General features: G+C 62.5%; 17 protein-coding genes. 9 read left to right on the top strand and 8 right to left on the bottom strand.

Going from position 1 to position 22,600, the window contains the following annotated elements; all coding sequences use genetic code 11:
- Window positions 1–53 precede the first annotated feature (53 nt).
- Window positions 54–1,253, top strand: coding sequence for an MFS transporter (locus tag DBY66_RS01790; RefSeq protein WP_108569416.1), 1,200 nt, complete (start codon window positions 54–56; stop codon window positions 1,251–1,253).
- A gap of 159 nt (window positions 1,254–1,412) precedes the next feature.
- Window positions 1,413–1,898 (top strand): Rrf2 family transcriptional regulator, encoded by a 486-nt coding sequence (locus DBY66_RS01785; protein ID WP_108569294.1) that lies wholly within the window; start codon window positions 1,413–1,415, stop codon window positions 1,896–1,898.
- A gap of 82 nt (window positions 1,899–1,980) precedes the next feature.
- On the opposite strand, the gene DBY66_RS01780 is transcribed toward DBY66_RS01785, so the two are convergent.
- Both DBY66_RS01780 and DBY66_RS01775 read right to left on the bottom strand, forming a co-directional pair.
- Complete coding sequence (locus tag DBY66_RS01780; RefSeq protein WP_108569295.1) at window positions 1,981–5,133, bottom strand: efflux RND transporter permease subunit; 3,153 nt, start codon at window positions 5,131–5,133, stop codon at window positions 1,981–1,983.
- A 15-nt stretch (window positions 5,134–5,148) separates the two neighbouring features.
- On the bottom strand, window positions 5,149–6,303 hold the full coding sequence (locus tag DBY66_RS01775; protein ID WP_108569296.1) for an efflux RND transporter periplasmic adaptor subunit: 1,155 nt from the start codon (window positions 6,301–6,303) through the stop codon (window positions 5,149–5,151).
- 288 nt (window positions 6,304–6,591) lie between these two features.
- On the opposite strand from DBY66_RS01775, the gene DBY66_RS01770 reads away from it, so the two are divergent.
- The 3 genes from DBY66_RS01770 (at window position 6,592) to DBY66_RS01760 (ending at window position 7,760) form a co-directional block, all read left to right on the top strand.
- A complete protein-coding gene (locus DBY66_RS01770; protein WP_039384236.1) occupies window positions 6,592–6,939 on the top strand; it encodes a helix-turn-helix domain-containing protein in 348 nt (115 codons plus the stop codon).
- An 87-nt stretch (window positions 6,940–7,026) separates the two neighbouring features.
- On the top strand, window positions 7,027–7,488 hold the full coding sequence (locus DBY66_RS01765; protein ID WP_104084813.1) for a ribonuclease domain-containing protein: 462 nt from the start codon (window positions 7,027–7,029) through the stop codon (window positions 7,486–7,488).
- A 2-nt stretch (window positions 7,489–7,490) separates the two neighbouring features.
- A complete protein-coding gene (locus DBY66_RS01760) occupies window positions 7,491–7,760 on the top strand; it encodes a barstar family protein (protein ID WP_039384240.1) in 270 nt (89 codons plus the stop codon).
- Here the strand turns inward: DBY66_RS01760 and DBY66_RS01755 are convergent, their stop codons facing one another.
- From DBY66_RS01755 to DBY66_RS01740, 4 genes are all read right to left on the bottom strand, one after another.
- A complete protein-coding gene (locus DBY66_RS01755) occupies window positions 7,761–10,124 on the bottom strand; it encodes a virulence factor SrfC family protein (protein ID WP_108569297.1) in 2,364 nt (787 codons plus the stop codon).
- The gene (locus DBY66_RS01750) at window positions 10,121–13,063 is read right to left on the bottom strand and encodes a virulence factor SrfB (protein WP_108569298.1); all 2,943 of its coding nucleotides are present in this window, start codon (window positions 13,061–13,063) and stop codon (window positions 10,121–10,123) included. The genes DBY66_RS01755 and DBY66_RS01750 overlap by 4 nt, the downstream gene beginning before the upstream one ends.
- Window positions 13,064–13,065: 2 nt before the next feature.
- Window positions 13,066–14,394 carry an SrfA family protein gene (locus DBY66_RS01745; protein WP_108569299.1) on the bottom strand — a complete coding sequence of 443 codons (1,329 nt, stop codon included), beginning with the start codon at window positions 14,392–14,394 and terminating at the stop codon, window positions 13,066–13,068.
- Window positions 14,395–14,544: 150 nt separating this feature from the next.
- Window positions 14,545–15,756: a benzoate/H(+) symporter BenE family transporter gene (locus DBY66_RS01740; RefSeq protein ID WP_108569300.1), complete on the bottom strand. Its 1,212-nt coding sequence runs from the start codon at window positions 15,754–15,756 to the stop codon at window positions 14,545–14,547.
- 62 nt (window positions 15,757–15,818) lie between these two features.
- On the opposite strand from DBY66_RS01740, the gene DBY66_RS01735 reads away from it, so the two are divergent.
- Together DBY66_RS01735 and DBY66_RS01730 are read left to right on the top strand one after the other, a co-directional pair.
- Entirely contained in the window at window positions 15,819–16,400 is a 582-nt protein-coding gene (locus DBY66_RS01735) for a helix-turn-helix transcriptional regulator (protein WP_039384250.1), read from the top strand.
- Window positions 16,381–16,938, top strand: a complete 558-nt coding sequence (locus DBY66_RS01730; RefSeq protein WP_108569301.1) for an isochorismatase family protein — start codon at window positions 16,381–16,383, stop codon at window positions 16,936–16,938. The genes DBY66_RS01735 and DBY66_RS01730 overlap by 20 nt, the downstream gene beginning before the upstream one ends.
- A 37-nt stretch (window positions 16,939–16,975) precedes the next feature.
- On the opposite strand, the gene pqqU is transcribed toward DBY66_RS01730, so the two are convergent.
- Window positions 16,976–19,084 carry a TonB-dependent receptor PqqU gene (gene pqqU, locus DBY66_RS01725; protein WP_199559910.1) on the bottom strand — a complete coding sequence of 703 codons (2,109 nt, stop codon included), beginning with the start codon at window positions 19,082–19,084 and terminating at the stop codon, window positions 16,976–16,978.
- Between the two features lie 205 nt (window positions 19,085–19,289).
- Between pqqU and DBY66_RS01720 the strand changes: the two genes are divergently transcribed.
- Together DBY66_RS01720 and DBY66_RS01715 are read left to right on the top strand one after the other, a co-directional pair.
- Window positions 19,290–20,162: an NAD(P)-dependent oxidoreductase gene (locus tag DBY66_RS01720; protein WP_071668798.1), complete on the top strand. Its 873-nt coding sequence runs from the start codon at window positions 19,290–19,292 to the stop codon at window positions 20,160–20,162.
- A complete protein-coding gene (locus DBY66_RS01715; protein WP_104084950.1) occupies window positions 20,155–20,937 on the top strand; it encodes a helix-turn-helix transcriptional regulator in 783 nt (260 codons plus the stop codon). The genes DBY66_RS01720 and DBY66_RS01715 overlap by 8 nt, the downstream gene beginning before the upstream one ends.
- On the opposite strand, the gene leuA is transcribed toward DBY66_RS01715, so the two are convergent.
- The gene (leuA, locus tag DBY66_RS01710; protein ID WP_071668799.1) at window positions 20,858–22,570 is read right to left on the bottom strand and encodes a 2-isopropylmalate synthase; all 1,713 of its coding nucleotides are present in this window, start codon (window positions 22,568–22,570) and stop codon (window positions 20,858–20,860) included. The two genes, DBY66_RS01715 and leuA, sit on opposite strands and share 80 nt — an antisense overlap.
- Window positions 22,571–22,600: the final 30 nt, after the last annotated feature.

Below are 22,600 nucleotides of genomic sequence, written 5' to 3'. Positions count from 1 at the left end.
GCCTGCAGAATATCCATGATATAACAATGCTTTATCTGATACGGAAAGCGCCCGTGCACTATCATTCAAAACCCGCGATACCCGCCATTATTACGCTGGGTGCGGTTCAGATCCTTTCCTGGGGCGGGTCGTTCTACCTGATGGCGGTGATGGCCGCGCCGATTATCGCTGAAACCGGCTGGTCTCAACAGTGGGTTTATGGGGCGCCGTCGCTCGGCATCCTGGTCTCCGGCTTGCTGGCGCCACTCAGCGGACGACTGATTGCCCGTGGTTACGGGCCGCTGATACTGGCAGGCGGCGGTGTGGTAATGGCGTCAGGGCTGGTGGTGATGGGGATGAGCTACCAGCCTGGCTGGTTTTTTGCCGCCTGGCTGCTGATTGGCACAGGAATGGCAATGAGCCTTTACGATGCGCTGTTTGCAACGCTCGGCACGCTCTATGGCGGACAGGCGCGCAGCACTATCACCGGCGTGACGCTGATTTCGGGCTTATGCACCACGCTGGTCTGGCCGGGAACGGCATGGCTGATTGCGCTCGCCGGCTGGCGTGATGCCTGTTTCATCATTGCTGCGCTGCTTACTCTGCTGGTTTTCCCCGCCTACCGCTATGCGCTGCCGGCGCCGGTCACGCAAACCGGGAGCAGGGGAGGCCCGACCGGCGCGATCCCTGACACTCTGCAGAGCGCGCTCTCGCCGCGACTTTTCTGGCTGCTGTGCGCCATTTTTACCCTCGCTTCGGTTATTATGACCGCCATCTCGGTTCAGCTTATTACGCTGCTTCAGTCCGGGGGATATTCGCTGAGCGCAGCGCTGGCGCTGAGTGCCGTTCTCGGTCCCTGTCAGATTGGATCGCGGCTTCTGGATGTAATGTTTAAACGTAGTCATCCCATATGGACCGCGCTGTTCTCTGTGGGACTGGTGGCAGCAGGGCTGCTGCTGCTGGCGCTGTTTCCGGCAATGGCGCTGGTCGCTATGGTGCTCTATGGCGCAGGAAACGGTTTGCGGGCCATCGTGCGCGGTACGCTGCCGCTGGCCGTTGTCAGACCGGAACAGTATGCCGTTATCACCGGTCGTATGGCGCGCCCGGCGCTGATCGGACAGGCGCTGACGCCGCTGGCGGGGGGCTGGCTGGCAGCGCATGCCGGCGCTGACGTGACCCTCTGGGTACTGTGCGGGCTGGCGGGTATAAACGTTGTGCTGGTGGCGCTGCTTAAGCAGCAGTTACCGGCGCAGGCGTCGTCCGTGCAAAATTAAGCAGCTTGTGCGCTAACCGGGCCGCAGATGGGGAATCCGTGCCCTGTGCGGTTGGGGTTGCTTCTAAAAAGCAACAGTGTTTGTTATATTTATTGCTCATTGTTCACTCATTGACGCGCTATAAAAACAAAAAGATAAGCCGCAACTCAGGATATTGAAATGTTAGATTATCGCTTCCCGACAGCTCTGCAGATGGTTTTAAGCGTCGCGATGGCGGAGCAACTGGGAAAACGCTCGACCAGCGCTATTCTGGCGTATGGTCTGGAGGCGAATCCCAGCTTTATTCGTAAGCTGATGGTTCCGCTGACGCGCGACGGCATTATTGTTTCGACGCTGGGTCGCACCGGCTCCATTCACCTGGGCCGGCCCGCAGCAGAGATCACGCTACGCGATATCTATACGTCAGTCATTGAAGACAAAAAACTGTGGGCGTCGCGGCCGGATGTTGCACCGCGCTGCCTGGTCAGCGCCAACCTCTGCTGGTATTTCAAATCGATTGCTCATGAGGCGGAGGAAGCATCGCTGAAAGTGCTGGAGACGCGCACCGTGGCGGATGCGCTGAACGAACTGAAAAGCAACGATACCAGCAATTGCGAACCGCTGCCGGACGCTGAACCCGCCGGACTCTGCCAGAAAACCCGTTGATACCGGCGCTGCATGCGCGTCCGACGGTCAAGAGGATATAAAAAAGCCCGGCTTCAGCCGGGCTTTTCCATTTGTACCGCTTTTAAAGTGGCGTTGCGCTTTCCGCACGCGTGCGGCGCGTTACCAGCTTGCGCAGCGTAACGTAGAACACCGGCGTCAGGAACAGGCCAAACAGGGTCACGCCAAGCATCCCGGCAAACACGGTTATACCGGTCACACCGCGCACTTCCGCGCCAGCCCCTTCACCCAGAATCAGCGGAACCGTACCGGCGATAAAGGCAATCGAGGTCATCACAATCGGCCGCAGGCGCAGACGACACGCCTCCAGCGCGGCAGCGGTCACGCTTTTACCCTGCATCTCCAGCTCACGGGCAAACTCCACGATCAGAATGGCGTTTTTGCACGCCAGCCCCATCAGCACCACCAGCCCGACCTGGACAAACACGTTATTATCACCGCCGGTCAGCCAGACGCCCGCCAGCGCGGAAAGCATGGTGACCGGGACAATCAGGATCACCGCCAGCGGCAGCGTCCAGCTCTCATAGAGCGCTGCCAGTACCAGAAACGCCAGCAGGACCGCAACCGGGAAAACGATCAGTGCGCTGTTGCCCTGGGTCGCCTGCTGATAGCTCAGGTCAGTCCATTCGATATTCATGCCGTTGGGCAGCATCTGCTCTGACATCATCTCCAGCTGCGTCATCGCCTGCGCGGAAGAGAGCACGCGCGGATCGGCATCGCCAATCAGATCCGCAGCGGGATAGCCGTTATAGCGGATCACCGGATCGGGGCCGTAGGTGGTGGCGACATGCACCATGCTGCCGACCGGCACCATTTCGCCCCGGTCATTACGGGTACGCAACGAAGTAATATCCTCAACGCTGTCACGGAAATCGCCGTCCGCCTGCGCCATCACGCGCCAGGTACGGCCAAATTTATTAAAATCGTTCACGTAGGCGGAGCCGAGATAGACCTGCAGCGTGGTAAAGAGATCGGGTAACGCCACGCCCTGTGCACGGGCTTTGTCGCGATCGACCTGCACATCCAGCTGCGGGACATTGGCCTGATAGGAGGAGATCGGAAACATCATGCCCGGCGTCTGCATCACGGCACCGGAGAGGGTGTTAATAGCCTCCTGCAGTGCGCCATAGCCGAGGCCACCGCGATCCTGCACATAAAGCGAATACCCCGATCCCTGGCCCAGACCCAGAATCGGCGGTGGCATAATTGAGAAGCCAAAGCCCTGCTGAATCTTAGCAATTTTTGCATTCAGCTCCGCGTTGATCTCTGCCGCGCTGCGCGTCCGTTCGCTGAACGGTTTCAGGCCAAAAAACACCGTGCCGGCGTTAGGCGTATTGGTAAACTGCAGCGCGTTCAGGCCGGGAAACGCAACCGCATAGGCGACGCCGTCAGTATGCATGCCAATCTCGCTCATCTCGCGGATCACCGCATCGGTGCGCGCCAGCGAAGCGCCTTCCGGCATTTTTACGCCGCCAATCAGATAGAGCTTATCCTGCGTGGGAATAAAACCGCCCGGCACGCTGTGAAACAGCAGGCCTGCGCCGGCAAGCAGCAGCAGATAAACCGCAAACACCGCGCCGCGCCGGCGCAGCGTGGTGCCTACCAGGGATTCATAGCCTGTTGCACTGCGCTGGAAAAAACGGTTGAACGGGCGAAACAGCCAGCCAAACAGGCGGTCAATCAGCCGGCCAGGCAGATCTTTAGGCGCGTCATGGGCTTTCAGCAGTTTAGCCGCCAGCGCCGGCGAGAGCGTCAGCGAGTTAATGGCGGAGATCACCGTCGAGATAGCGATGGTCACGGCAAACTGCTTATAGAACTGCCCGGTCACGCCGGAGAGAAACGCCATCGGCACAAACACCGCGCAGAGCACCAGCGCAATGGCGATAATCGGACCGGACACCTCGCGCATCGCCTGGTGCGCGGCGGCCACCGGCGTCAGACCCTGTTCGATATTGCGCTCAACGTTCTCAACCACCACGATGGCGTCATCCACCACGATGCCGATAGCCAGCACCAGCCCGAAGAGGCTGAGCGTATTGAGTGAGAAACCCAGCAGCCAGAGCACGCTAAAGGTGCCAACCACGGAAACCGGTACCGCCAGCAGCGGAATAATCGACGCGCGCCAGGTCTGGAGAAACAGGATCACAACCAGGACAACCAGCGCAATGGCTTCAAACAGCGTCTGCACCACGGCGTGAATAGAGTCGCGAACAAACACCGTGGGATCGTAAGGTGCAGCCCACTGCACATCCTCCGGGAAGCGCGTGGCCAGCTCGTTCATTTTGGCCCGCACCGCGTCGGAGAGATCGATAGCGTTCGCGCCCGGCGCCTGGAAAATACCGATGCCGACCGCATCCTTATTATTCAGCTGAGAGCGCAGGGCATAGCTGCCGGAGCCCATCTCAATGCGCGCCACGTCGCGCAGCCGTACCAGAGAGCCGTCAGCCGTGCTTTTCAGGATAATGTCACCAAACTGCTCTTCGCTCTCCAGCAGACCCTGGGTATTGATAGAGAGCAGGAAATCGCTGGCTTTGCGGGTCGGTTCCGCGCCAAGCTGTCCGGCGGAGACCTGTACGTTCTGCTCACGCATGGCGGTAATCACCTCTGCGGCCGTCATGCCGCGCGCGGCGACTTTGTTGGGATCGAGCCAGACGCGCATCGCATACTCACCCGCGCCGAAGATCTGAATCTGGCCGACGCCGGGGAGGCGTGCCAGCTCATCTTTCACCTTCAGGGTGGCGTAGTTGCGCAGGTAGAGCGAATCATACTTGCCGTGCGGGGAGAAAAGATGCACAACCAGCGTCAGCGTGGGCGACATTTTCTGGGTGGTCAGCCCCAGCTGGCGTACCGCTTCCGGCAGACGCGCCTCAGCCTGCGCCACGCGGTTCTGCACCTGTACCTGCGCCCGATCGGGATCGGTGCCGGGGCGGAAGGTCACGGTAGTGACCAGTACGCCATCGGAGCCGGCCACCGACTTCATGTACATCATATTTTCAACGCCGTTGATCGCCTCTTCCAGCGGGGTCGCCACGGAATCCGCGATCGCTTTTGGGTTAGCGCCAGGATATTCGGCGCGTACCTGCACGCTGGGCGGCACCACATCCGGATATTCGCTGATTGGCAGCAGCGGGATCGCAATTAACCCGGTGGCAAAAATCAGTATCGACAGCACCGCCGCAAAAATGGGACGGTCGATAAAAAAACGAGAGAAATCCATAGAGTAGGGTCTCGGTTAAGGAGCGGGGCGCATTGCGACTGAGTGAGCCTGTACCGGCATGCCGGGCATAAAGACTTTTTGCAGACCGTTTACGATCACGCGATCGCCTGGCTGCAGACCCTGCTGAACAATACGCAGTCCGCCAGAGAGATCGCCAGGCTGGATATCGCGCCGCTGCGCTTTGCCTGCGGCATCAACAATGTAGACATAGCGGCGGTCCTGATCGGTGAGAATCGCCTTGTCATCAATCAGCAGCGCGGTGAAATCGGCACGACCCGGCAGCCGGACGCGGGCAAACAGCCCCGGCGTCAGTTCGCGCTGCGGGTTATCGAGCAGCGCGCGCATGCGAATGGTGCCGGTACTGGCAGTAAGCTGGTTATCCAGAAAATCCACCGTGCCGCGATGCGGATAGCCGTGTTCGCCGGTCAGGGAAACCTGCAGCGGCAGGGCGCCGCGCTGTTCGCCCTGGCGCGCCAGCTGCTGATAGTGCAGAAATGTCGCCTCATCGACATCAAACCAGACATACATCCGATCCTGGGAAACCAGCGTGGTCAGCACGCTGGCGCTGTCGCCTGCGGTGACCAGATTGCCGGCGGTGATCAGCGCGCGGCTGGCGCGGCCATCAATCGGGGCGGTCACGCGGGTAAAACTCAGGTTGAGGCGGGCCATATCAACCGCCGCCTGCGCCGCCTGCACGCTCGCCTGCGCCTGCTGCGTGGCCGAACGACGCTGCTGCCAGATCTCGCGGGATACCACCTGGCTGTTGATCAGCTTATCGGTACGATCCGATTCACTGCGCGCCAGCGCCGCCTGCGTGCGCGCACCGGCGAGCTGCGCCTCAGCCTGCGCCAGCGCGGCACGGTAGCTGCGGTCATCAATGGTGAACAGCACCTGACCTTTTTTAACCTCATCGCCTTCGCGATAGTTTACCTGGTCGATATAGCCGGAAACGCGCGGGCGCAGCTGAACGCTCTCGACCGCCTCGATCCGGCCATTGAAGTTATCCCACTCGCTGACCTGCTGCCGGATCACCTGTGCCGCACTCACCTCCGGCGGCGGCGGCGGAGCGTTTTGCGCCACGCCGCGATCGCAACCCGCCAGCAAACCTGCCAGCAGTGCCGCGCCTGCCAGGCCAATAGCCTGACGAACCCTGTCTTTTTTTCCGGACATTATTGTTATTCCACGTTGATGAAGCACGAAAGACGACGTAAAAATATGCAACTTTAACGATTGCATTAATCGGGAGGAGTGTAGGTCGCGGCGAAGTGCATCTGCAAGAATATCTGATACACTTTATGTGCGGTCTGACGGGCGCTCAGCGCAGAGAGAAAAACCCTGCTTTATGTGCGGCATTTAATGTAATAATAAAACTTGCATTAAGTGCGATAGTCAGTCACCCTTAAAGTGTAACTGCAACTGATACTGATACTGTTTGTAACGGCGACGGGAGAGAATGGGATGATGAGCGACGCGTTTATGCACGATCTGATTGACTGGATCGATAACAATATCGAAGCACGGCTGGATCTTGATACCGTGGCTGACCGGGCGGGCTACTCCAAATGGCACCTGCAGCGTATGTTCAAAGAGCACACCGGTTATCCGCTGGGCGAATATATCCGGGCGAAAAAGCTGAAAAAATCAGCGGACCGGCTCACCACGACCAACGAGCCTATTCTGAACGTAGCGATTTCGCTGGGCTTTGATTCACAGCAGTCGTTTAACCGCAGCTTTAAGCGCCAGTATGGCGTAGCGCCCGGCGCGTGGCGTCGTCACGCTTCACATGCACCCGGTGCCATGCAGTAAGTTCTCCGCCAGGGCCAGCCACGCTGGCCCGCGTCAATTTCCCGCCTGAATCTGCTATGCTGACCTCCTTTTTTCAGGGGTGTCGCGATGTCAATATTACGCTGGATCGGCCTGCTGGCGATCGTCATTGTTTGCTGGACCGCGCTGCGGCCACAGGTTAGCACTCCGCCTGCCGATCCCACGGCTGGCCACGCCACAACTTCTTCTTCTGCCACCATTGATGCGCTGACGCAGGCTGAACGCGTTGCGGACTGGCTGGTGCAGCATCAGCGTCTGCCCGATTTTTACCTGACCAAAGCGGCCGCGCGCCGTCAGGGCTGGGAGCCGGATAAAGGCAATCTGTGCGAGGTTCTGCCAGGACGCGCCATCGGCGGTGACCGCTTCAGCAATCGCGAACAGCAGCTGCCGCGTCAGGCGGGACGGCAGTGGTATGAGGCGGACGTCAATTATCGCTGCGGGCGCCGCGGCGCTGACCGTCTGATCTACTCCTCCGACGGGCTGATCTACCTCACCCGCGATCACTATCGCAGTTTCAGAAAGGTGCACTGAGCGTGCTGACTATAGATATCGACTTCGCCACGCTGCGCGACCGCGCGGCGTTTTATCAGGCGCTGAATGCGCAGAGCGGTGCGCCTGCTGCTGTCGGCGCAAATCTGGACGCGCTGTGGGACTGGCTGACCGGCGGCATGGCGCTGCCGGCAACGATCTGCCTGATACATGCAGAGCAGGCCGCGCAGCAGGCGGAGTTTGCGCCGGTACTGGCGCTGCTTGAGGAGGCGGCGCAGCTGCTGGAGGGCGAGCTGCGCCTCGTCTGGCGCTGATCAGGCGTGCAGCGGCAGCAGCAGCACCGACAGCGTCTGCCGCGCGCCGGCGGGCAGATCGCTGCCGCCCGTATAACCATTATTCTCCACAATCAGCTGGTTGAGTCCGACCAGCCAGTCATAGATGTAGAACGCCGTATGATTAGCGGGCGCAGCCGTCAGGCGCGTCAGGCGCTGGCCTGACGAGAAGCTGACGCTCGGCGCGGGCGGACGGGAAAAAATCGTCTGCCCCCGGTTTACGCGACTTTCAGGGCGCTCGCTCTCCGGACGCTGTAAAAAACCGAGCCAGGCGACAAAATCACCCAGCACCGTCATGGCGCGCGAAACCTGACGATCGGTGCGTGCTTCATACGTGCTGCTGTCCGGCTCATTCAGCGCACTCTGCAGCCTTGCCAGCAGCTTAAGACGAAAACTGGCCGCAATCAGCTCCTCGGTCAGCAGCTCCATGGTGGGCTTGTCGACGTTCAGCAGCGTCAGCAGGCTGCGGTTCTCAGGCAGCTGGCGCAGATGCGCCAGCCACAGCGTCAGAACCTGCTGCGGAAACTGCTGCTCGCTGCGGACGCTCGTATGCTGCGGCTCGCCGGCGGGAGCGGGCGCGTCGCTGAACAGATCGAACTCAAAGCCGATACCAAAATAGCTTTGCTCCGCAGCGGGCTTGCCGCTGTGCGCCGTTACCGCGCCGCTGCTCTGACTCAGCCAGAGCTGGCGCACGGCATCACGCGACGGCTGCAGCCGCTCCAGCAGCTCACCGTGCAGGCCGGTGCGGTGCTGCAGACATTTCAGCAGCGTATCGGCGATGGTCTGTTTACGCAGCGCCTGCTCGGGCGAGGCGCTCGCTTCTGTCCACGGCTGCAGCCGGGCCGCGACTTTCTGCTGCAGCGCGCCCGTCAGCAGCGCCAGACGGTCGCGACGCGCCTCGGGCTGCATCTCTTCCTGCAGCCAGCTGCTCATGCGATCGACGCCTGCGCGATCCTGCGCCAGCATTGAGCCCCAGCTCTGACCCGGCTGGCCAATCTGACGCTGCACCGCCTCGTCGACATTGATCTGCTGCGCCTGATAGCGCGCATCGTAAGGGGTTATCGCCCAGATCAGACGCGGTTTTTCGCTGCCGCTGCTTACGCTCTGCTGCATCTGCCACTCGCGCAGCGCGCTGGCGGCGGGATCGGCGTCGTGGCGCTGGCTGGCGGCGGTGCAGATCAGCATCAGGTCAATGCCCTGGCGCGTGGCATAAAAACCGGGCAGCAGGGCGCGCTTCTGCTCCAGCAGCTGCGCACGCAGCGGATCGCGCAGACGCAATTGTGCCTGCTCCTCCTGCAGCTGGCGATCGGGTAGCGTGCCGGGGGCAGGCAGATCCAGCATGTCCGCCTCATCATAGAGCGCCTGACGCGGCGTGGAGCTGAGCGGTATGGTCAGCTCCAGCGTCAGCAGCGCCAGCTCGCCGAGCGCGACCCGCTGTGGCTTACCGCTGCGGTTGGCTACCACCGGACAGACCTCAATCATCTCCTGCAGATCGGCGTCGTGACCGATCAGCTTTTCAGCCGGCAGCTGCGCATCATCCACCAGCAGCGAGAGCGGCGCCAGCACGCGCGGCGCGTGGCGCAGCTGCTGAAGCAGGTGCAGCAGCGGACGCAGCGTGTCGCTCAGGGCAGGCTGACCAGGCCAGAGCAGGGCATAAAGCTGTACGCGATCGTCAACGCTCAGCCAGGGGGCCAGTTCGGCGGCCTGGGGCCAGAAATGGCGATCCAGCGCTTCCGCGTGACGATGATGACGGCGGCTCCATCCCCACAGGGTGATGAGCGCGTCGCTCTCTGCGCCGGGCTGTGGCTCGCTCTGGCGGTGACGCTGCAGGCGCTGCAGCGTGGTCTCAATGGTGCGGATATCCGCGCCGTCACGCTCAATGCGGGCGCTGGCGAGCAGCAATCGGATCAGCTCCGCTTCATTAAGCAGGGTCAGCTCAACCGGCCACGTGCCGGAGGTCGCTTCACGCTGGTGACTAAAGCGCGTGGCCGCAGCGAAATCGAGATTACCGGGATTGATATGCTGAAAATAGTTGAGCACTTTGTCGCTGAATCGGGTCATCAGCTGACCCTGCGCATCGCCCACCATCTCACTCAGCAGCCAGGCTTTACCCGCCTGCGACTGACCAAACAGCGCCAGCGTAACCGGACGCGCCAGCTGCAGCGCCAGCGCCTGGCTCTCAGCGCGCGCGCGGCGCAGCTGCAGGCGCAGCGTATCTGCTTCCAGCGCCAGGCGCGGCGAGTGCGGCTGCTGGGCATCGATCCAGCCGAGCGCGCTGTCCAGCGTTTCCCGCAGCAGGCTCAGTCGCTTAGCCGGGGTGGCGGTGGTTTTTCTGGTCGTTCTCATCGTTTACAGACGCTCCCGCTGTCAATCCAGTATTGCGCGTTGGCATTGCCGCTGCCGGAAAGGGTATTGAGCTTCAGGCTCAGCTGCTCCAGCGGCACCCGCGTGCCATCATCCAGCCGCGCATCGCTGAGGATCAGCCGCTCCGGCCCGTTATTATCTGGTCCTGGCTCTGCCGCCAGCTTAATACGCAGCACGCTTTCGCCCGCGACTTTGCGCGCCAGCTGCGGGTCGGTAATGCTCAGGCTGTAGAGCGGCGACGCCGGCCAGCGGTCGTTCTCCAGCTGACGAAAACCGAGGCAAACGTTGCCGCGAATGCGAAAGCTGCTTTTGCGATCCAGGGCAAAACTGCTGCTGTCGAGATCGATTTCGCTGTAGCAGAGATTATCATCGCTGAGCGTGGCATTTTCATCCAGAACGCCAAGATAGCGAATGGTCGAATAGGGCTCAAAATCACCGGCGCGGAACCAGAAGCTGCTGAGACGCAGATCGAGCGCCAGCAGGCAGAGCATCGCGCCCACCGCCGCGGTTGATTTCGGGTTATCGATGCGTCCCTGTTTATTAAACGGATACCAGTCGCTGGTGTGATACCCCTCCAGCGACAGAATACGGCTGCCCGGCAGCGGCTGCAGGTGACGCACCAGCGCCTGGATGCCGGGGAAACGCGACGGCCGGCCGGTCAGCAGCAGAACATCACACTGATAGAGCGACACCACTTCGCACATGGCGCGCAGCGCCGGGATAATAGCCATACGGTGCTGCAAAAATTCGCCGTGCAGCTGCGCCATACTGACCACCAGCGGCACCTGCAGCAGATCAAACCGGCTCTCGCTGCCCAGCGTGCGCTGAATTTCGCCATTCACAAACGCCAGCACCGCGCCTGCCGGCTGCTGCGGCACCAGTTCGCCAAACAGCGCGTTGATCTCGCTGTGGCTGTCGAGCGGATCCCAGTTCTCATACCGCTCCAGCACCGCCTGCGCCAGCGGGATAAACAGCTGCAGCGTAACCTGCTGACGCAGCGTCGCCTGTCCATCCATCCGGCTGTCGTGGCCAAACAGCTTCTGCATCAGCGGCTCGGGCAGGGTGACGCCCGCTTTTTGCAGACTCTGCTGCAGCGCCGGCAGGATCCAGAGCTGGATCACATCCAGCAGAATATCATCGCCGGCAACCTTAAAGCCTTCGCGAAACAGCAGGCGCGGCGTAATTTTCACATTATTGCCCTGGCCATCATCCAGCCGGTACTGGGTGATCGCGAGGTCGGTGGTGCCACCGCCGATGTCGATTGAGGCGATGCGCAGGCTTTTGCCCGGCAGCTCATCGCTCTCACGCGGGCGATCGGGGCGCGCCATACTGCTGAAAAAATCTTCCGCCCGCCCGGCAAAGTTCACCTGCGTTTCATTAAACAGCCACACCATCTGGCCGCAGGTGGCTTCGTCCCACTCCATCTGCACATCCGGCAGCGGGCGGTGCGCGGGCGCTGTGTCCCAGCCCTCCGCCTGCCACACCAGGGCGAGCGCCTCCTGCATGCGGCGGCGAAATATCTCCCGCTCCGGCTTGGGCATCGCGGAGGGCAGCGTCAGGATCACATGCCGCAGCTGGCGCGGCGCCTGGCTCTGCGGCATGCGCTGGCGCTGTGCGACGCTGTTCATCTGCATCATCGCCTGCGCCAGCAGCTCGCAGAGCATAAAAGTCATCAGCGCGCTGCGGCTGTAGCTGGCGGAAAACACCGGCAGGCGATCCTCTTCCGGCAGCGCCTGCAGCGGCTCTCCCTCATCGTTGATCATCAGCGTAAAGGGCAGCGCAATAGCCTGCGCCTCTTCGCTCTGACCGCCAGCGTTAAAGCGCCAGCCTGGCTGATAGCGCGCCTCATCCCACAGATAACGACGCGGGCTGGAGATACCGGTGCTGCCTTCCGTGCCGGCGCGCTGCAGCGCCAGACGGCTCGCTTCGCGCCCCACGCGGGTCAGCGAAGGCCACATAAATGCGTTATCGCGCCCGCTCTGCAGTGAGAAACTCGCTTTGCCAAAGCTCGCCTCTGCGAACTCCAGCCGGCTGTCGAACAGTTCGTTATACACGCGGTGCGGCTGCGATAAATCGCGCAGCTGCATCTCATACGTCTGACGCAGGCCGTTGCTCTCTTCCGGGTGATCCTCCACCAGAATGCCGCAGGTATGCGAGTTGCCGACATCGAGAATGAGATCCACACTGACCGCCGGGGTTTGCAGCGACGCCGCCTGAATAGCGATCTCCGCCAGATCGAGCTGCTCACCCAGCAGCTCCAGCAGATTGAGATAATGCGCCTGATACTCAAACTCGCGCAGCGCCTGCGTCAGCGCCAGCTCCCCGCGCGATTCCAGCGCGACCGCCCGCTGCACAAAGGTCTCACGCAGCCAGCCGTCGACCCAGGTCAGGTCAAGAAACTCGCCCAGCTCATAGTTGTGCCACGCCAGCGCAAAACTCACGCCGTTCTGCGCGTCGGCCGCGCTCAGGCCGAGCTGTTCACCGCCTTCTGCTTCCGGTACCAGCCGGGTGTCAAAGGCGAGGGTAATGCGGTGCGTATGGCCCGCTGCATCCGGTTCGCTGAGCGGCGCAAGGCGGGCGCGCGCCCAGTTATCGGGACCGCCGATAAAGCGGCGACCGCTGGTGCAGCGCAGCACCGGCAGCGGCAGCCACTGATTAGCCAGCAGGGCGAGGGAGTCGGTCAGGGCGACATCCGACTCCGGGCGTACGACCTCGGCCGCGCCTCCTTCCTCCGGGTAGAGCAGGAATTTACCGTTATTGCCATCCACGTGCAGGCGCAGCAGCGGACCGTTGGCGGTCTGGCGCACAAACTGGCGGCGCGCCTGAGCAGAAGGCAGGCGCAGACCAAAGTCGAGAAACTGCACGCCGCTCGCTTCAATCAGCGTGATTTTCTGTTTGTCATCAATCAGAGGAGCCAACATGGTTACTTACTCTCACGCTTAATCGTCAACGGGAAGGCCTGTTCAGCCCCATACTGTGCGTTACAGCTGGCAATACCGTCGCCCGCTTTGCATATCAGCTCCGGCATGCGATAGCGCGACTTGTCGCTGCAGCTGGCGGTATAGCGGCTGCGTACCACCATGGTTCCGGCGCTGGTCATCGCAGCGGTGATATCCGCTTTACAGCGAATATTATCGCCCTGACTGATCCAGGCGGTGCCTTTGCCGTTGCGGATCTTATAACGCAGGCTGGGTGGTTTGCCGGTAGGCAGGTTGGTCTGCCGCAGCGTCACGCGCCAGGTGCCGTCGATAAATTTCACCGAGCCGAGGCGGGCGTCATCCGTGGTCATAACCAGGTCATCCGCCTTTGCCGCTTCGGTATGTTCCGCCACAATTTCTGGCGGTGCGGCGTCCGCCGGTGCCGCGGGAGCCGCAGCCATACGCTGCGGCAGCGTCGCGGAGAGCGTCGCAGCTTTGACCAGTACGCCGGGCAGAACCGGCGCGCTGACCGGGGCGGGGGCTACGGCTGCCGTCAGGTCAGCCGCGGGCGCAGGCGTTTCGCTGCGCTGCATCCAGAGCGTGACGCCCGCGGCTACTGCCGCCGCCGGCAGCAGCAGGGCAAGCGGGCGCAGGCGGGACGGGCGGCGGACCGGAGCGGGCGCTGCCGGTTCTGCCACCGGCGGTGCCTCAGGCGATACCGGCTCAGACGCCGTAACGGCTTCAGGTTCAGGTTTAGTTTCTGGTTCAGGCTCAGCAACCGGTTCAGTACGCACCGGCTCCGGTATGACGGAGGGCTCAGGTTCTGCTACCAGCGCCGGCAGCATCAGCTCCAGCGTGTCGCGCAGGCAGGCAAGGGCGTCATCGCGCGTGCGCGCCAGCGGATCCACAAAGCCCCAGAAGGTGATCACCGGTTTAGCGTCAACCAGATAGACATATTGCTGATCGGGAAACTGAAAGCTTTTGCCCAGCAGCGCACCAAACAGACGCAGCGCCGGCTTGTCCGCCGCGCGCGCGCGTTCGCTCAGCGCCTGCAGCGCCTGCTGGTACTGCGTCAGCAGCTCCAGCGCCCGGCGCCGCTCGCTGTCGCTGGCGGCGAGCCAGGATTTGACCTTACCCGCGTGCGGGGCGTACCAGTCAAGGCGATCGCCGCTGTCGCTGGCTTGCGGAATAGCGAGACAGCTGGCGAGCGCATCCTGATGACGCAGCCGCAGCGTTTCGCGAATTTGCAGCGCGGAGATCCATACCGGCTGGCCGCTCTCACCCAGAGCCAGTACCGAATCCAGCTTGCCGCTGCGCAGAAAAGTTTTTGCCACTCGTTGGCCCTTATCGATGGAGGTCACGTGCAAAACATCGTGTATTGATGGCGTAAAAGTGATCTTAAGCCAAATACGGAAAATCAAAGGCGCGAAAAGAGGGGGTAAACAGGCTGTTTTTCCCCGGCTCCGGTATGAAGTGGTTACGGATTAACCGCGGCGACGAGCGGTCAGCAGCAGATGGACCAGCACGCCGCCCGCCATGCCCCAGAAGGCGGAGCCGATACCGGCCAGAGAGATGCCGCTGGCGGTGATCATCACGGTAATAATGGCGCTGTCGCGCTGATCCGGCTCCTGCAGCGCGCGCTGCAAACTGCCGGCGAGGGTATTAAGCAGCGCAAGACCCGCCAGCGTCGCAATCAGCACGGCGGGCAGCGCGCCGAGCAGCGCTGCAATCAGCGCGCCGCACAGCCCGGCCAGCAGATAGAACCCCCCGGCGCAGACGGCGGCGATCCAGCGGCGCGCCGGATCGGGGTCGACCTCATCGCCCATACAGATAGCGGCTGAGATCGCCCCCACGCAGACCGAAAAGCCGCCAAACGGCGAGCAGAGCAGCGCGATGGCCCCGGTCCAGCTGGTCAGCATGGAGACCGGCGGCTGATAGCCGTGCGCCTGCAGCGTGGCGATACCGGGCGCATTCTGTGAGGCCATGGTGATAAGAAAACAGGGCAGCGCGACGCCGGTCAGAGCGGCAAGCGTAAAGTGCGGCATCACAAGTGCCGGCAGGGCAAAGCTGAAGGAGTCCGGCGGCAGGATCACGCTTTGCTGAAGCAGTGTGACGCCCGCCCCGGCGATCAGCGCCAGAATAATGGCGTAGCGCGGCAGCCAGCGGCGACAGAGTAGCCAGACCAGGCACATGGTGCCGCACAGCACGGCGTTGCTTTCCAGGCCGGTAAAGGTGCCGATGCCGTAGCGCAGTAAAATACCCGCCAGCATCGCCGCCGCGAGCGCGGGCGGAATAAAGCGCATCAGCCGGGCAAATATCCCGGTTACGCCGCTCAGCAGGATCAGCAGGTTAACCGCCACAAACACCCCGATGACCTCATTCAGGTTCAGCCCCTCCACGCTGGTCGCCAGCAGCGCTGCACCCGGCGTTGACCAGGCCGCAATAACCGGCAGGCGGGTGCGCAGCGAGAGCGCCAGCGTGGCCACCCCCATCGCCAGCCCCAGCATGGTAAACCAGCCGGCGGTCTGCGCCGGTGTGGCTCCCGCCGCCTGCGCCGCCTGCCAGATAATGGCAGCGCTGCTGCTGTAGCCGACCAGCACGGCGACAAAACCGGCGACCAGCAGCGGAATAAACGGGAGAGAGCGGGTGTCAGCCAGATGCATAGAAAACGTCCTGTTGTGCGTTATAACGCACATTGTGGCACGCGTGCCCTGCCGCGACAAGTGATACACTGGAGGGTACGCTTTCAGGAGACGATATGGATAATCTGCAACACGAGTTAGGCCAGACGCTGAAGCAGCTGCGTCAGGAGCGGGGCTGGAGCCTGACGCTGGCGGCCGCCCGTACCGGCGTCAGTAAAGCGATGCTGGGACAGATTGAGCGCGGCGAATCGAGCCCCACGGTAGCTACGCTGTGGAAGATCGTGACCGGCTTCAACGTGCCATTCTCCCGCTTTATCCACGGCAGCGCGCCACACTCCGCCAGCACCACGGTATTCAGCGAGGCCAGCGCACAGATGCAGGTTCGCCCGCTGCTGCCGTTTGATAGCCGGGTAGGGGTTGATCTGCTTGAGGTGACGCTCGCCGGCGGCGCGCAGAGCAGCTCCTCTGCCCACGAGGCCGGGGTCATTGAACAGGTGGTGGTGCTGGAGGGCGAGCTGCTGCTGGGCCTGGAGCAGGGCGCGCAGCGGCTGCGGGCGGGTGAGGCGTATCAGTTTGCCGCCGATAAACCGCACAGTTACGCGAATCCGCTCGCCACGCCGCTGCGTTTCCACAGTCTGATACACTATCTCTCTGCTAACGAACTGACGAGGAGTCCCCATGGCACTAACCACGCTTGATGCACACACCGCCCTGATTATCATTGACCTGCAGCACGGCATTGTCCGTCTGCCGGTGGCACCGCTGAGCGCTGACGACGTGATTGCGCGCGCCGGTGAGCTGGCTGGCGCGTTTCACGCGCGCAGTCTGCCGGTCGTACGGGTTAACGTCGCGGGCGGCGCGCCGGGGCGCAATGAGATGCCGCGCCATGACGCTGGTTTACCTGCCGACTGGGCAGATCTGGTGCCGGAGATGCAGCCGCAAGCGGATGACATCTGCATCACGAAAAAAACCTGGGGTGCATTTCATCAGACCGACCTGCACGCGCAGCTGCAGCAGCGCGGCGTCACGCAGGTGGTGGTGTGCGGCATTGCCACCAGCATTGGCGTAGAGTCGACCGCGCGCGAGGCGTATGCGCTCGGCTATAACGTGACGCTGGCCACCGACGCCATGACCTGCCTCGATGCGCACACGCATGAAAACAGCGTCACGCGCATTTTTCCGCGTCTGGGTGAGACCGGCAGCACCGCAGAGGTACTGGCGCTGCTGGCGGAGTAAGGTCTGCCGGTGCCTGATTTGGTCAGGCACCGGGCGGTCAGTTAAAGGTGTAGCTTACATTAAGACCGGCGCTGTAATTACGACCCGGCGCCGGTTCGTAGTAGCGTCCGTTGCTCTCATTCACAATCACCGAGCCGATATAGTGGCGATCCAGCAGGTTATCCACGCGGCCAAACAGATCCAGCGTCCAGTCGCTGATGTGCCACTTGTAGCCGCTGTTCAGACCAGCCAGCGTGTAGGCGGGCGCCCGCACGCTGTTCTCATCATTGGCCGCAATATCGCTCAGATAGCGCACGTCAGCCCCGGCGTAAAAGCCCTGTTCCGGCGCATACGCTATGCCCGCATAGGCCATGTTACGCGCAATGCCCGGAATACGATGGCCGCGACAGCTCTCGTCACCGCAGGCGTTACTGCGGTAACGGGCGTCCAGCAGCGTCCACGCCGCTTTCAGCTGCCAGTCATAGCCAATCTGCTGGTCGAACGCCAGCTCCAGACCGCGGCGGCGCGTCTCACCGGCGTTTTTAAAGGTTGAGCGTCCTTCATAGCTGCCGGCTGAAACAATCTCATTGCGGGTATCGGTCTGAAACAGCGCGGCGCTGAGCAGGCCGTTGCCGAGGCGTTTTTTCGTGCCGAGTTCCAGCGTCTCGCTGGTGGCGGGCTGCAGATCCAGGTTCAGGCCGCTGGTAGCGCGGGTGCGATAGGAGAGCTCATTCAGCGTGGGGGTCTCGAAGCCGCGTCCGGCGGAGAGGTAAGCGTTCCAGCCCGAATCGATAGCGTAATTCAGCGCGGCGGCCGGCAGCCAGCGGTGATAGCGACGGCTGCCGCTGTCGTCGGGATCGCTTTCGGTAACGTAGCGATCGTCCGAGGTAAAGTTCACCGTGCTGAAGCGCACGCCCGCATCCAGCGACCACGCGTCCGTCAGCTGCCAGGCGCTCTGTAAATAGGGATCGAGGTTCCAGATCCGGTTGCGCTCATCGCGGCGGCGCTCGCCCTGCACGCCCAGCGTGCCGTCCGGGGTAAAGTTGCGGTAGCCTTTGCGCTTTTCCGTCATGGTCTCATAGTCGAGACCGCCGGTCAGCGTCACCGGCACGCTGAACAGCGCGTCGCGATGGGTCCAGCGCGTATCGATACCCTGATAGTGGCGCGTCAGCGCAATCACGCCGCCGGGATGACCGGGTCTGTTCTGCGCCACAACCGGAATGGACTGATACTGCGTGGTTTCACGCTCGCCGGCCCAGAGCATCAGGCTCAGGTCGTCATGCTCGCTCATCTCGCGCTGATAGCGCACGCCCGCCTGGGTCTGATCCACGCTTTTGCGGGCGTCATAGAGAGAGACATTACTGGCAACCTGACGCGGATTATCGCGCCACTGTGCGTCGGTCAGGCCGCCCGGATCCTGCGCCTCCAGATGCACGCTGTTAAACAGCAGCGTCAGGGTACTCACCTCATCAATGCGCACGCCGAGCTTTGCGTTACCGAGGTTTTTCTGTGCGGCGCTGTGGTCGCGATAACCGTGGGTGGTAAACCGTGAAGCGGAAAGGGTGTAGCTGACGTCGCCCGGCTGCGTGCCGGCTCCCGTCGCACCGCTGGCCTTTATGCTGTTGCGCCAGCTGCCAAAGCTGCCGTACCAGCTGCCCGCTTCCAGCACAGGGGGCTGTTCGCCGCTGGCGGTTTCAACGTTAATCACGCCGCCTGATGCGTTGCCATAGAGCGCTGAAAAGGGGCCGCGCAGCACGTCCACGTGCGCCACCGAGCCGATATCGATATTCGATGTCTGCCCCTGGCCGTCCGGCATGGTAGCGGGGATACCATCGACGTAAAGACGAACGCCGCGTACGCCAAACGTTGAGCGCGAGCCAAAGCCGCGCACCGAGAGCTGCAGATCCTGGGCGTAGTTCTGCCGGTTGAGGATCTGCAGGCCAGGCACGCTGGCGAGGTTCTCTGACAGATTGACGCGCGGCGCGGCGCGGCGCATATCCTCGCCGCTCACGACGCTTACCGCAGCGGGCGTATCGAGTTCAGAGAGGCCGCTGGCCGCGGGTGCCGCGCTGACCACCAGCGTACGCTCCGCGTTATCTGCGGCGAACAGGGGCAGCGGCAGGAGCGCCGGCAGCAGCAGCGCCTGACGCAGTAAAGCAATATTCATAATCAGAACCGTCAGAAAAAGAGAGAAATCAGAAAAGCTCAGTGAGCGGTATGTTACCGGTTATGTCATTTGATTGAAAAGCGTAAAAAACCGCGCGGATCGTGGCCGGTATGATGAAAACGTTATCGTCGCGCCACGCACCTCTGGCTGCGTACTACGCTTTCTGTCACTGTAAAGAGAAGTGCTTACATCATCAGGAGAGAAAATGCGTCAGCAACCGGTTGTAGCCGTACTGGGTCTGGGAGCGATGGGCCATGCGTTCGCCGCCAGCTTACTGAAAAAAGGGTTTCGCGTGCAGGGCTGGAATCGTACCCGGTCTAAAGGAGAAGATCTGGAGGCGGCAGGCCTGCAGCTGAGCGGCAGCGCGGAAGCTGCTGCTGCGCAGGCGGATGTGGTGATCACGATGCTGGCCGATGGAGATACCACCCGCGACGTGGCGGCGCGCATTGCGCCGGTGCTGAAGCAGAATGCCACTCTGGTACAGATGGGCACCATTGGCGTCGCGGCAACCGACGCACTGATCGCACAGATCGCCGCGGCGCGTCCCGATATCAACGTTATTGATGCGCCGGTCTCCGGCACCAAAGCGCCGGCGGAAAACGCCCAGATTCTGGTGCTGGCCAGCGGTGACCGCACGCGGGCTGAGGATGCAGAACAGGTGTTTGCCGCGATCGGCAAAGGCACGCAGTGGCTGGGCGAGGCGGGCGCCAGCTCGCGCATGAAGCTGGTGGTGAACAGCTGGCTGATTGGCCTGATGCAGAGCCTGGCCGAGAGCACGCGGCTGGCAGAGCAGTTTGGTTTCAGCACTGACGATCTGTGGCAGGTGCTGGAGGGCGGTCCGCTGGCGGCCCCCTACGCGAAGGTCAAACTCGGCGCGATTGCCAGCGACGACTACACCCCGCAGATGCAGCTTACCTGGGCACTGAAGGATGCGAAACTGGCGCTGGAGGCGGCGGGAGAGACCCGGCTGCCGGCGCTGGAGAACATTGCGCAGCTCTGGCAGCAGGCAGTGGAGGCGGGCTACGGCGAACAGGATCTGGCCTCCGTCTACGCCTGGCTGAAGCGCGGAGATGAGTAAACAGATAAGCTTCGATTTTTCCCGGCGCCCGCTGATACCCTTTGCGCACGATTACGCGCACGGTGCCCGCGAGCCGTGGCACTATCACACCTGTGCGCAGCTGATCCATACTCTGAGCGGCGTGATACGGGTGGAGACGGCGCACGGCAGCTGGATGGTGCCGCCCAGCCGCGGGGTCTGGCTGCCAGCCGGCACGCGGCATGCGCTGCAGACGGGCGGCCAGGTCGCTGCCCGCACGCTGTTTATCGATCCGCTGGCGCGCGCTGATCTGCCGGCCAGCTGTCAGGTGGTGCAGATCTCCGCGCTGCTGCGTGAACTGATCGTGAGCGCGCTGTCGCTGCCGGAGGGCTACTCTCCCGGCAGCCGCAGCGAACGCATTTATGAGCTGATCCTCGATGAGATCAGGGTGATGAATGTGCTGCCGTTTGACCTGCCGATGCCGCAAAGCCCGCGCCTGCTGGCGCTCTGTACCCGGATCCAGCAGAGCGCAGGAGAGCCGTGGACGCTGACGCAGGCCGCGGCGGAACTCTGCGTGGCAGAGCGCACGCTGTCGCGCCATTTCAGCCGCGAAACCGGACTGCGCTTTGGCGACTGGCTGCGGCGCGCCCGGCTGAGCCAGGCGCTGATGCGGCTGGCGCAGGGAGAGAGCGTGTTGCGGGTGGCGCTGGATCTCGGCTACGAGAGTCCGGGTGCGTTCAGCGCGATGTTTCGCCGCGTGCTGGGCGTTTCACCGGCGGGCTACTTTCCGCCGGCAGAAAGGCGTTCGCCGCATTGAGCAGCGCCTGCAGCGAGGCGCGCGTTACGTCACTGTCGATTCCCACCCCCCAGGCGCGTTTGCCGTTTGCGTCAGTACAGCAGATATAGGCAACCGAGCGACTGTCGCTGCGTTTACCCAGCGTATGTTCATGGTAATCCTCAATGGCGATTGCGCGCCCGTAGTGCTGCTGCAGCGCGCTGACGGCGGCGGAAAGCAGGCCGTTACCGCTGCCATTCAGCATGCGCCCGCCCGATGCCGTCGTAAACTGCAGGCGGATACACGTTGCCCGTTCGTCACTCTGGCTCTCCGCCGTGTCAAGCTGGCGCGCCGGCTGCGTCAGGCCGTAGTGGTGGCAGAACAGCTGCCAGAGGGCATGATGCGTCATCTCGCCGCCGTTCGTGTCAGTCTGCTGCTGCACCCGCTGGCTGAAATCCTGCTGCAGCGCGCGCGGCAGCTGCAGTCCGTGGTTCTGTTCCAGCAGCCAGGCACTGCCGCCTTTGCCCGACTGGCTGTTAACCCGGATCACCGCTTCATAGCTGCAGCCAATGTCGCGCGGATCGAGCGGCAGGTAGGGGATCTGCCAGCGGGTTTCCTGCCGCGCTGCACGTTCGGCAAAGCCTTTGCGGATGGCGTCCTGATGGGAGCCGGAAAAGGCGGTAAAGACCAGCTCACCGGCATAAGGGTGGCGCGGATGCAGCGGCAGCTGATTACACGCCGTCACCGTCTCAATCACCTGCTGCATATCGCTGAAATCAAGCCCCGGTGCCACGCCCTGGGTGTAGAGGTTCAGCGCCAGCGTCACCAGATCAACGTTGCCGGTGCGCTCGCCGTTGCCAAACAGGCAGCCCTCGACGCGATCGGCCCCCGCCAGTAGCGCCAGCTCGGCGCAGGCGGTGCCGGTACCGCGATCGTTGTGCGGATGTACGCTGATGGTCACCGCCGCACGCTGACTGAAGTGGCGGCAGAAGTATTCAATCTGATCGGCGTAGACGTTAGGCGTGTTCACTTCCACCGTGGCGGGCAGGTTGATAATCATCGGTCGCTGCGGGCCAGGCTGCCAGATCGCCGCTACCGCTTCACAAATCTCCAGCGCAAAGTCCGGCTCGGTAAAGCAGAACGTTTCCGGTGAATACTGAAACGTCCACGCCGTATCAGGCTGCGCGGCACAGCGGTCGCGGATCTGGCGGGCGGCGCTGCACGCCAGGGCGACAATCTCCGCTTTGCTCTGGCAGAACACACGCTCGCGAAACAGCGGGGCGGTGGCGTTGTAGAGATGAACAATCGCCTGCCGGACGCCCGTCAGCGCGTCGAACGTGCGATCGATCAGATCGCTGCGCGCCTGGGTGAGCACCTGAATGGTGACATGGGGCGGAATGTGATCTTTCTCGATCAGTTCCCGCACAAACGCATAGTCGGTCTGCGATGCGGCAGGAAAGGCCACCTCAATTTCGCTGAAGCCGCAGCGCAGCAGCAGCTGCCAGAACGCCAGCTTGCGGGCGCTGTCCATCGGCACCGCCAGCGCCTGGTTGCCGTCGCGCAGATCCGTTGAGAGCCAGCGCGGCGCATGAGTGAGCTGGCGCGACGGCCACTGGCGATCGGCCAGCGGCAGCACAGGGGTCGGGTAATATTTATCAGCAGGGTGAGTCAGCATCGTCGTCTCCTTTAGCAGAGCCTGTAGTGT

The sequence above is a fragment of the Pantoea sp. RIT413 genome (genome assembly GCF_003057675.2).
Lineage (GTDB): Bacteria > Pseudomonadota > Gammaproteobacteria > Enterobacterales > Enterobacteriaceae > Pantoea > Pantoea eucrina.
This window is presented reverse-complemented; position numbering and strand designations above follow the sequence as displayed.

What these genes read in the sequence shown, in the direction of transcription:
- DBY66_RS01765 (WP_104084813.1), top strand. Translation starts at nt 7,027, where the DNA reads ATGTCAATATTACGCTGGATCGGCCTGCTGGCGATCGTCATTGTTTGC.
- DBY66_RS01755 (WP_108569297.1), bottom strand. Translation starts at nt 10,124, where the DNA reads ATGAGAACGACCAGAAAAACCACCGCCACCCCGGCTAAGCGACTGAGC.
- DBY66_RS01715 (WP_104084950.1), top strand. Translation starts at nt 20,155, where the DNA reads ATGAGTAAACAGATAAGCTTCGATTTTTCCCGGCGCCCGCTGATACCC.
- DBY66_RS01750 (WP_108569298.1), bottom strand. Translation starts at nt 13,063, where the DNA reads ATGTTGGCTCCTCTGATTGATGACAAACAGAAAATCACGCTGATTGAA.
- DBY66_RS01785 (WP_108569294.1), top strand. Translation starts at nt 1,413, where the DNA reads ATGTTAGATTATCGCTTCCCGACAGCTCTGCAGATGGTTTTAAGCGTC.
- leuA (WP_071668799.1), bottom strand. Translation starts at nt 22,570, where the DNA reads ATGCTGACTCACCCTGCTGATAAATATTACCCGACCCCTGTGCTGCCG.
- DBY66_RS01775 (WP_108569296.1), bottom strand. Translation starts at nt 6,303, where the DNA reads ATGTCCGGAAAAAAAGACAGGGTTCGTCAGGCTATTGGCCTGGCAGGC.
- DBY66_RS01740 (WP_108569300.1), bottom strand. Translation starts at nt 15,756, where the DNA reads ATGTGCGTTATAACGCACAACAGGACGTTTTCTATGCATCTGGCTGAC.
- DBY66_RS01730 (WP_108569301.1), top strand. Translation starts at nt 16,381, where the DNA reads ATGGCACTAACCACGCTTGATGCACACACCGCCCTGATTATCATTGAC.
- DBY66_RS01770 (WP_039384236.1), top strand. Translation starts at nt 6,592, where the DNA reads ATGATGAGCGACGCGTTTATGCACGATCTGATTGACTGGATCGATAAC.
- DBY66_RS01735 (WP_039384250.1), top strand. Translation starts at nt 15,819, where the DNA reads ATGGATAATCTGCAACACGAGTTAGGCCAGACGCTGAAGCAGCTGCGT.
- DBY66_RS01720 (WP_071668798.1), top strand. Translation starts at nt 19,290, where the DNA reads ATGCGTCAGCAACCGGTTGTAGCCGTACTGGGTCTGGGAGCGATGGGC.
- DBY66_RS01780 (WP_108569295.1), bottom strand. Translation starts at nt 5,133, where the DNA reads ATGGATTTCTCTCGTTTTTTTATCGACCGTCCCATTTTTGCGGCGGTG.
- pqqU (WP_199559910.1), bottom strand. Translation starts at nt 19,084, where the DNA reads ATGAATATTGCTTTACTGCGTCAGGCGCTGCTGCTGCCGGCGCTCCTG.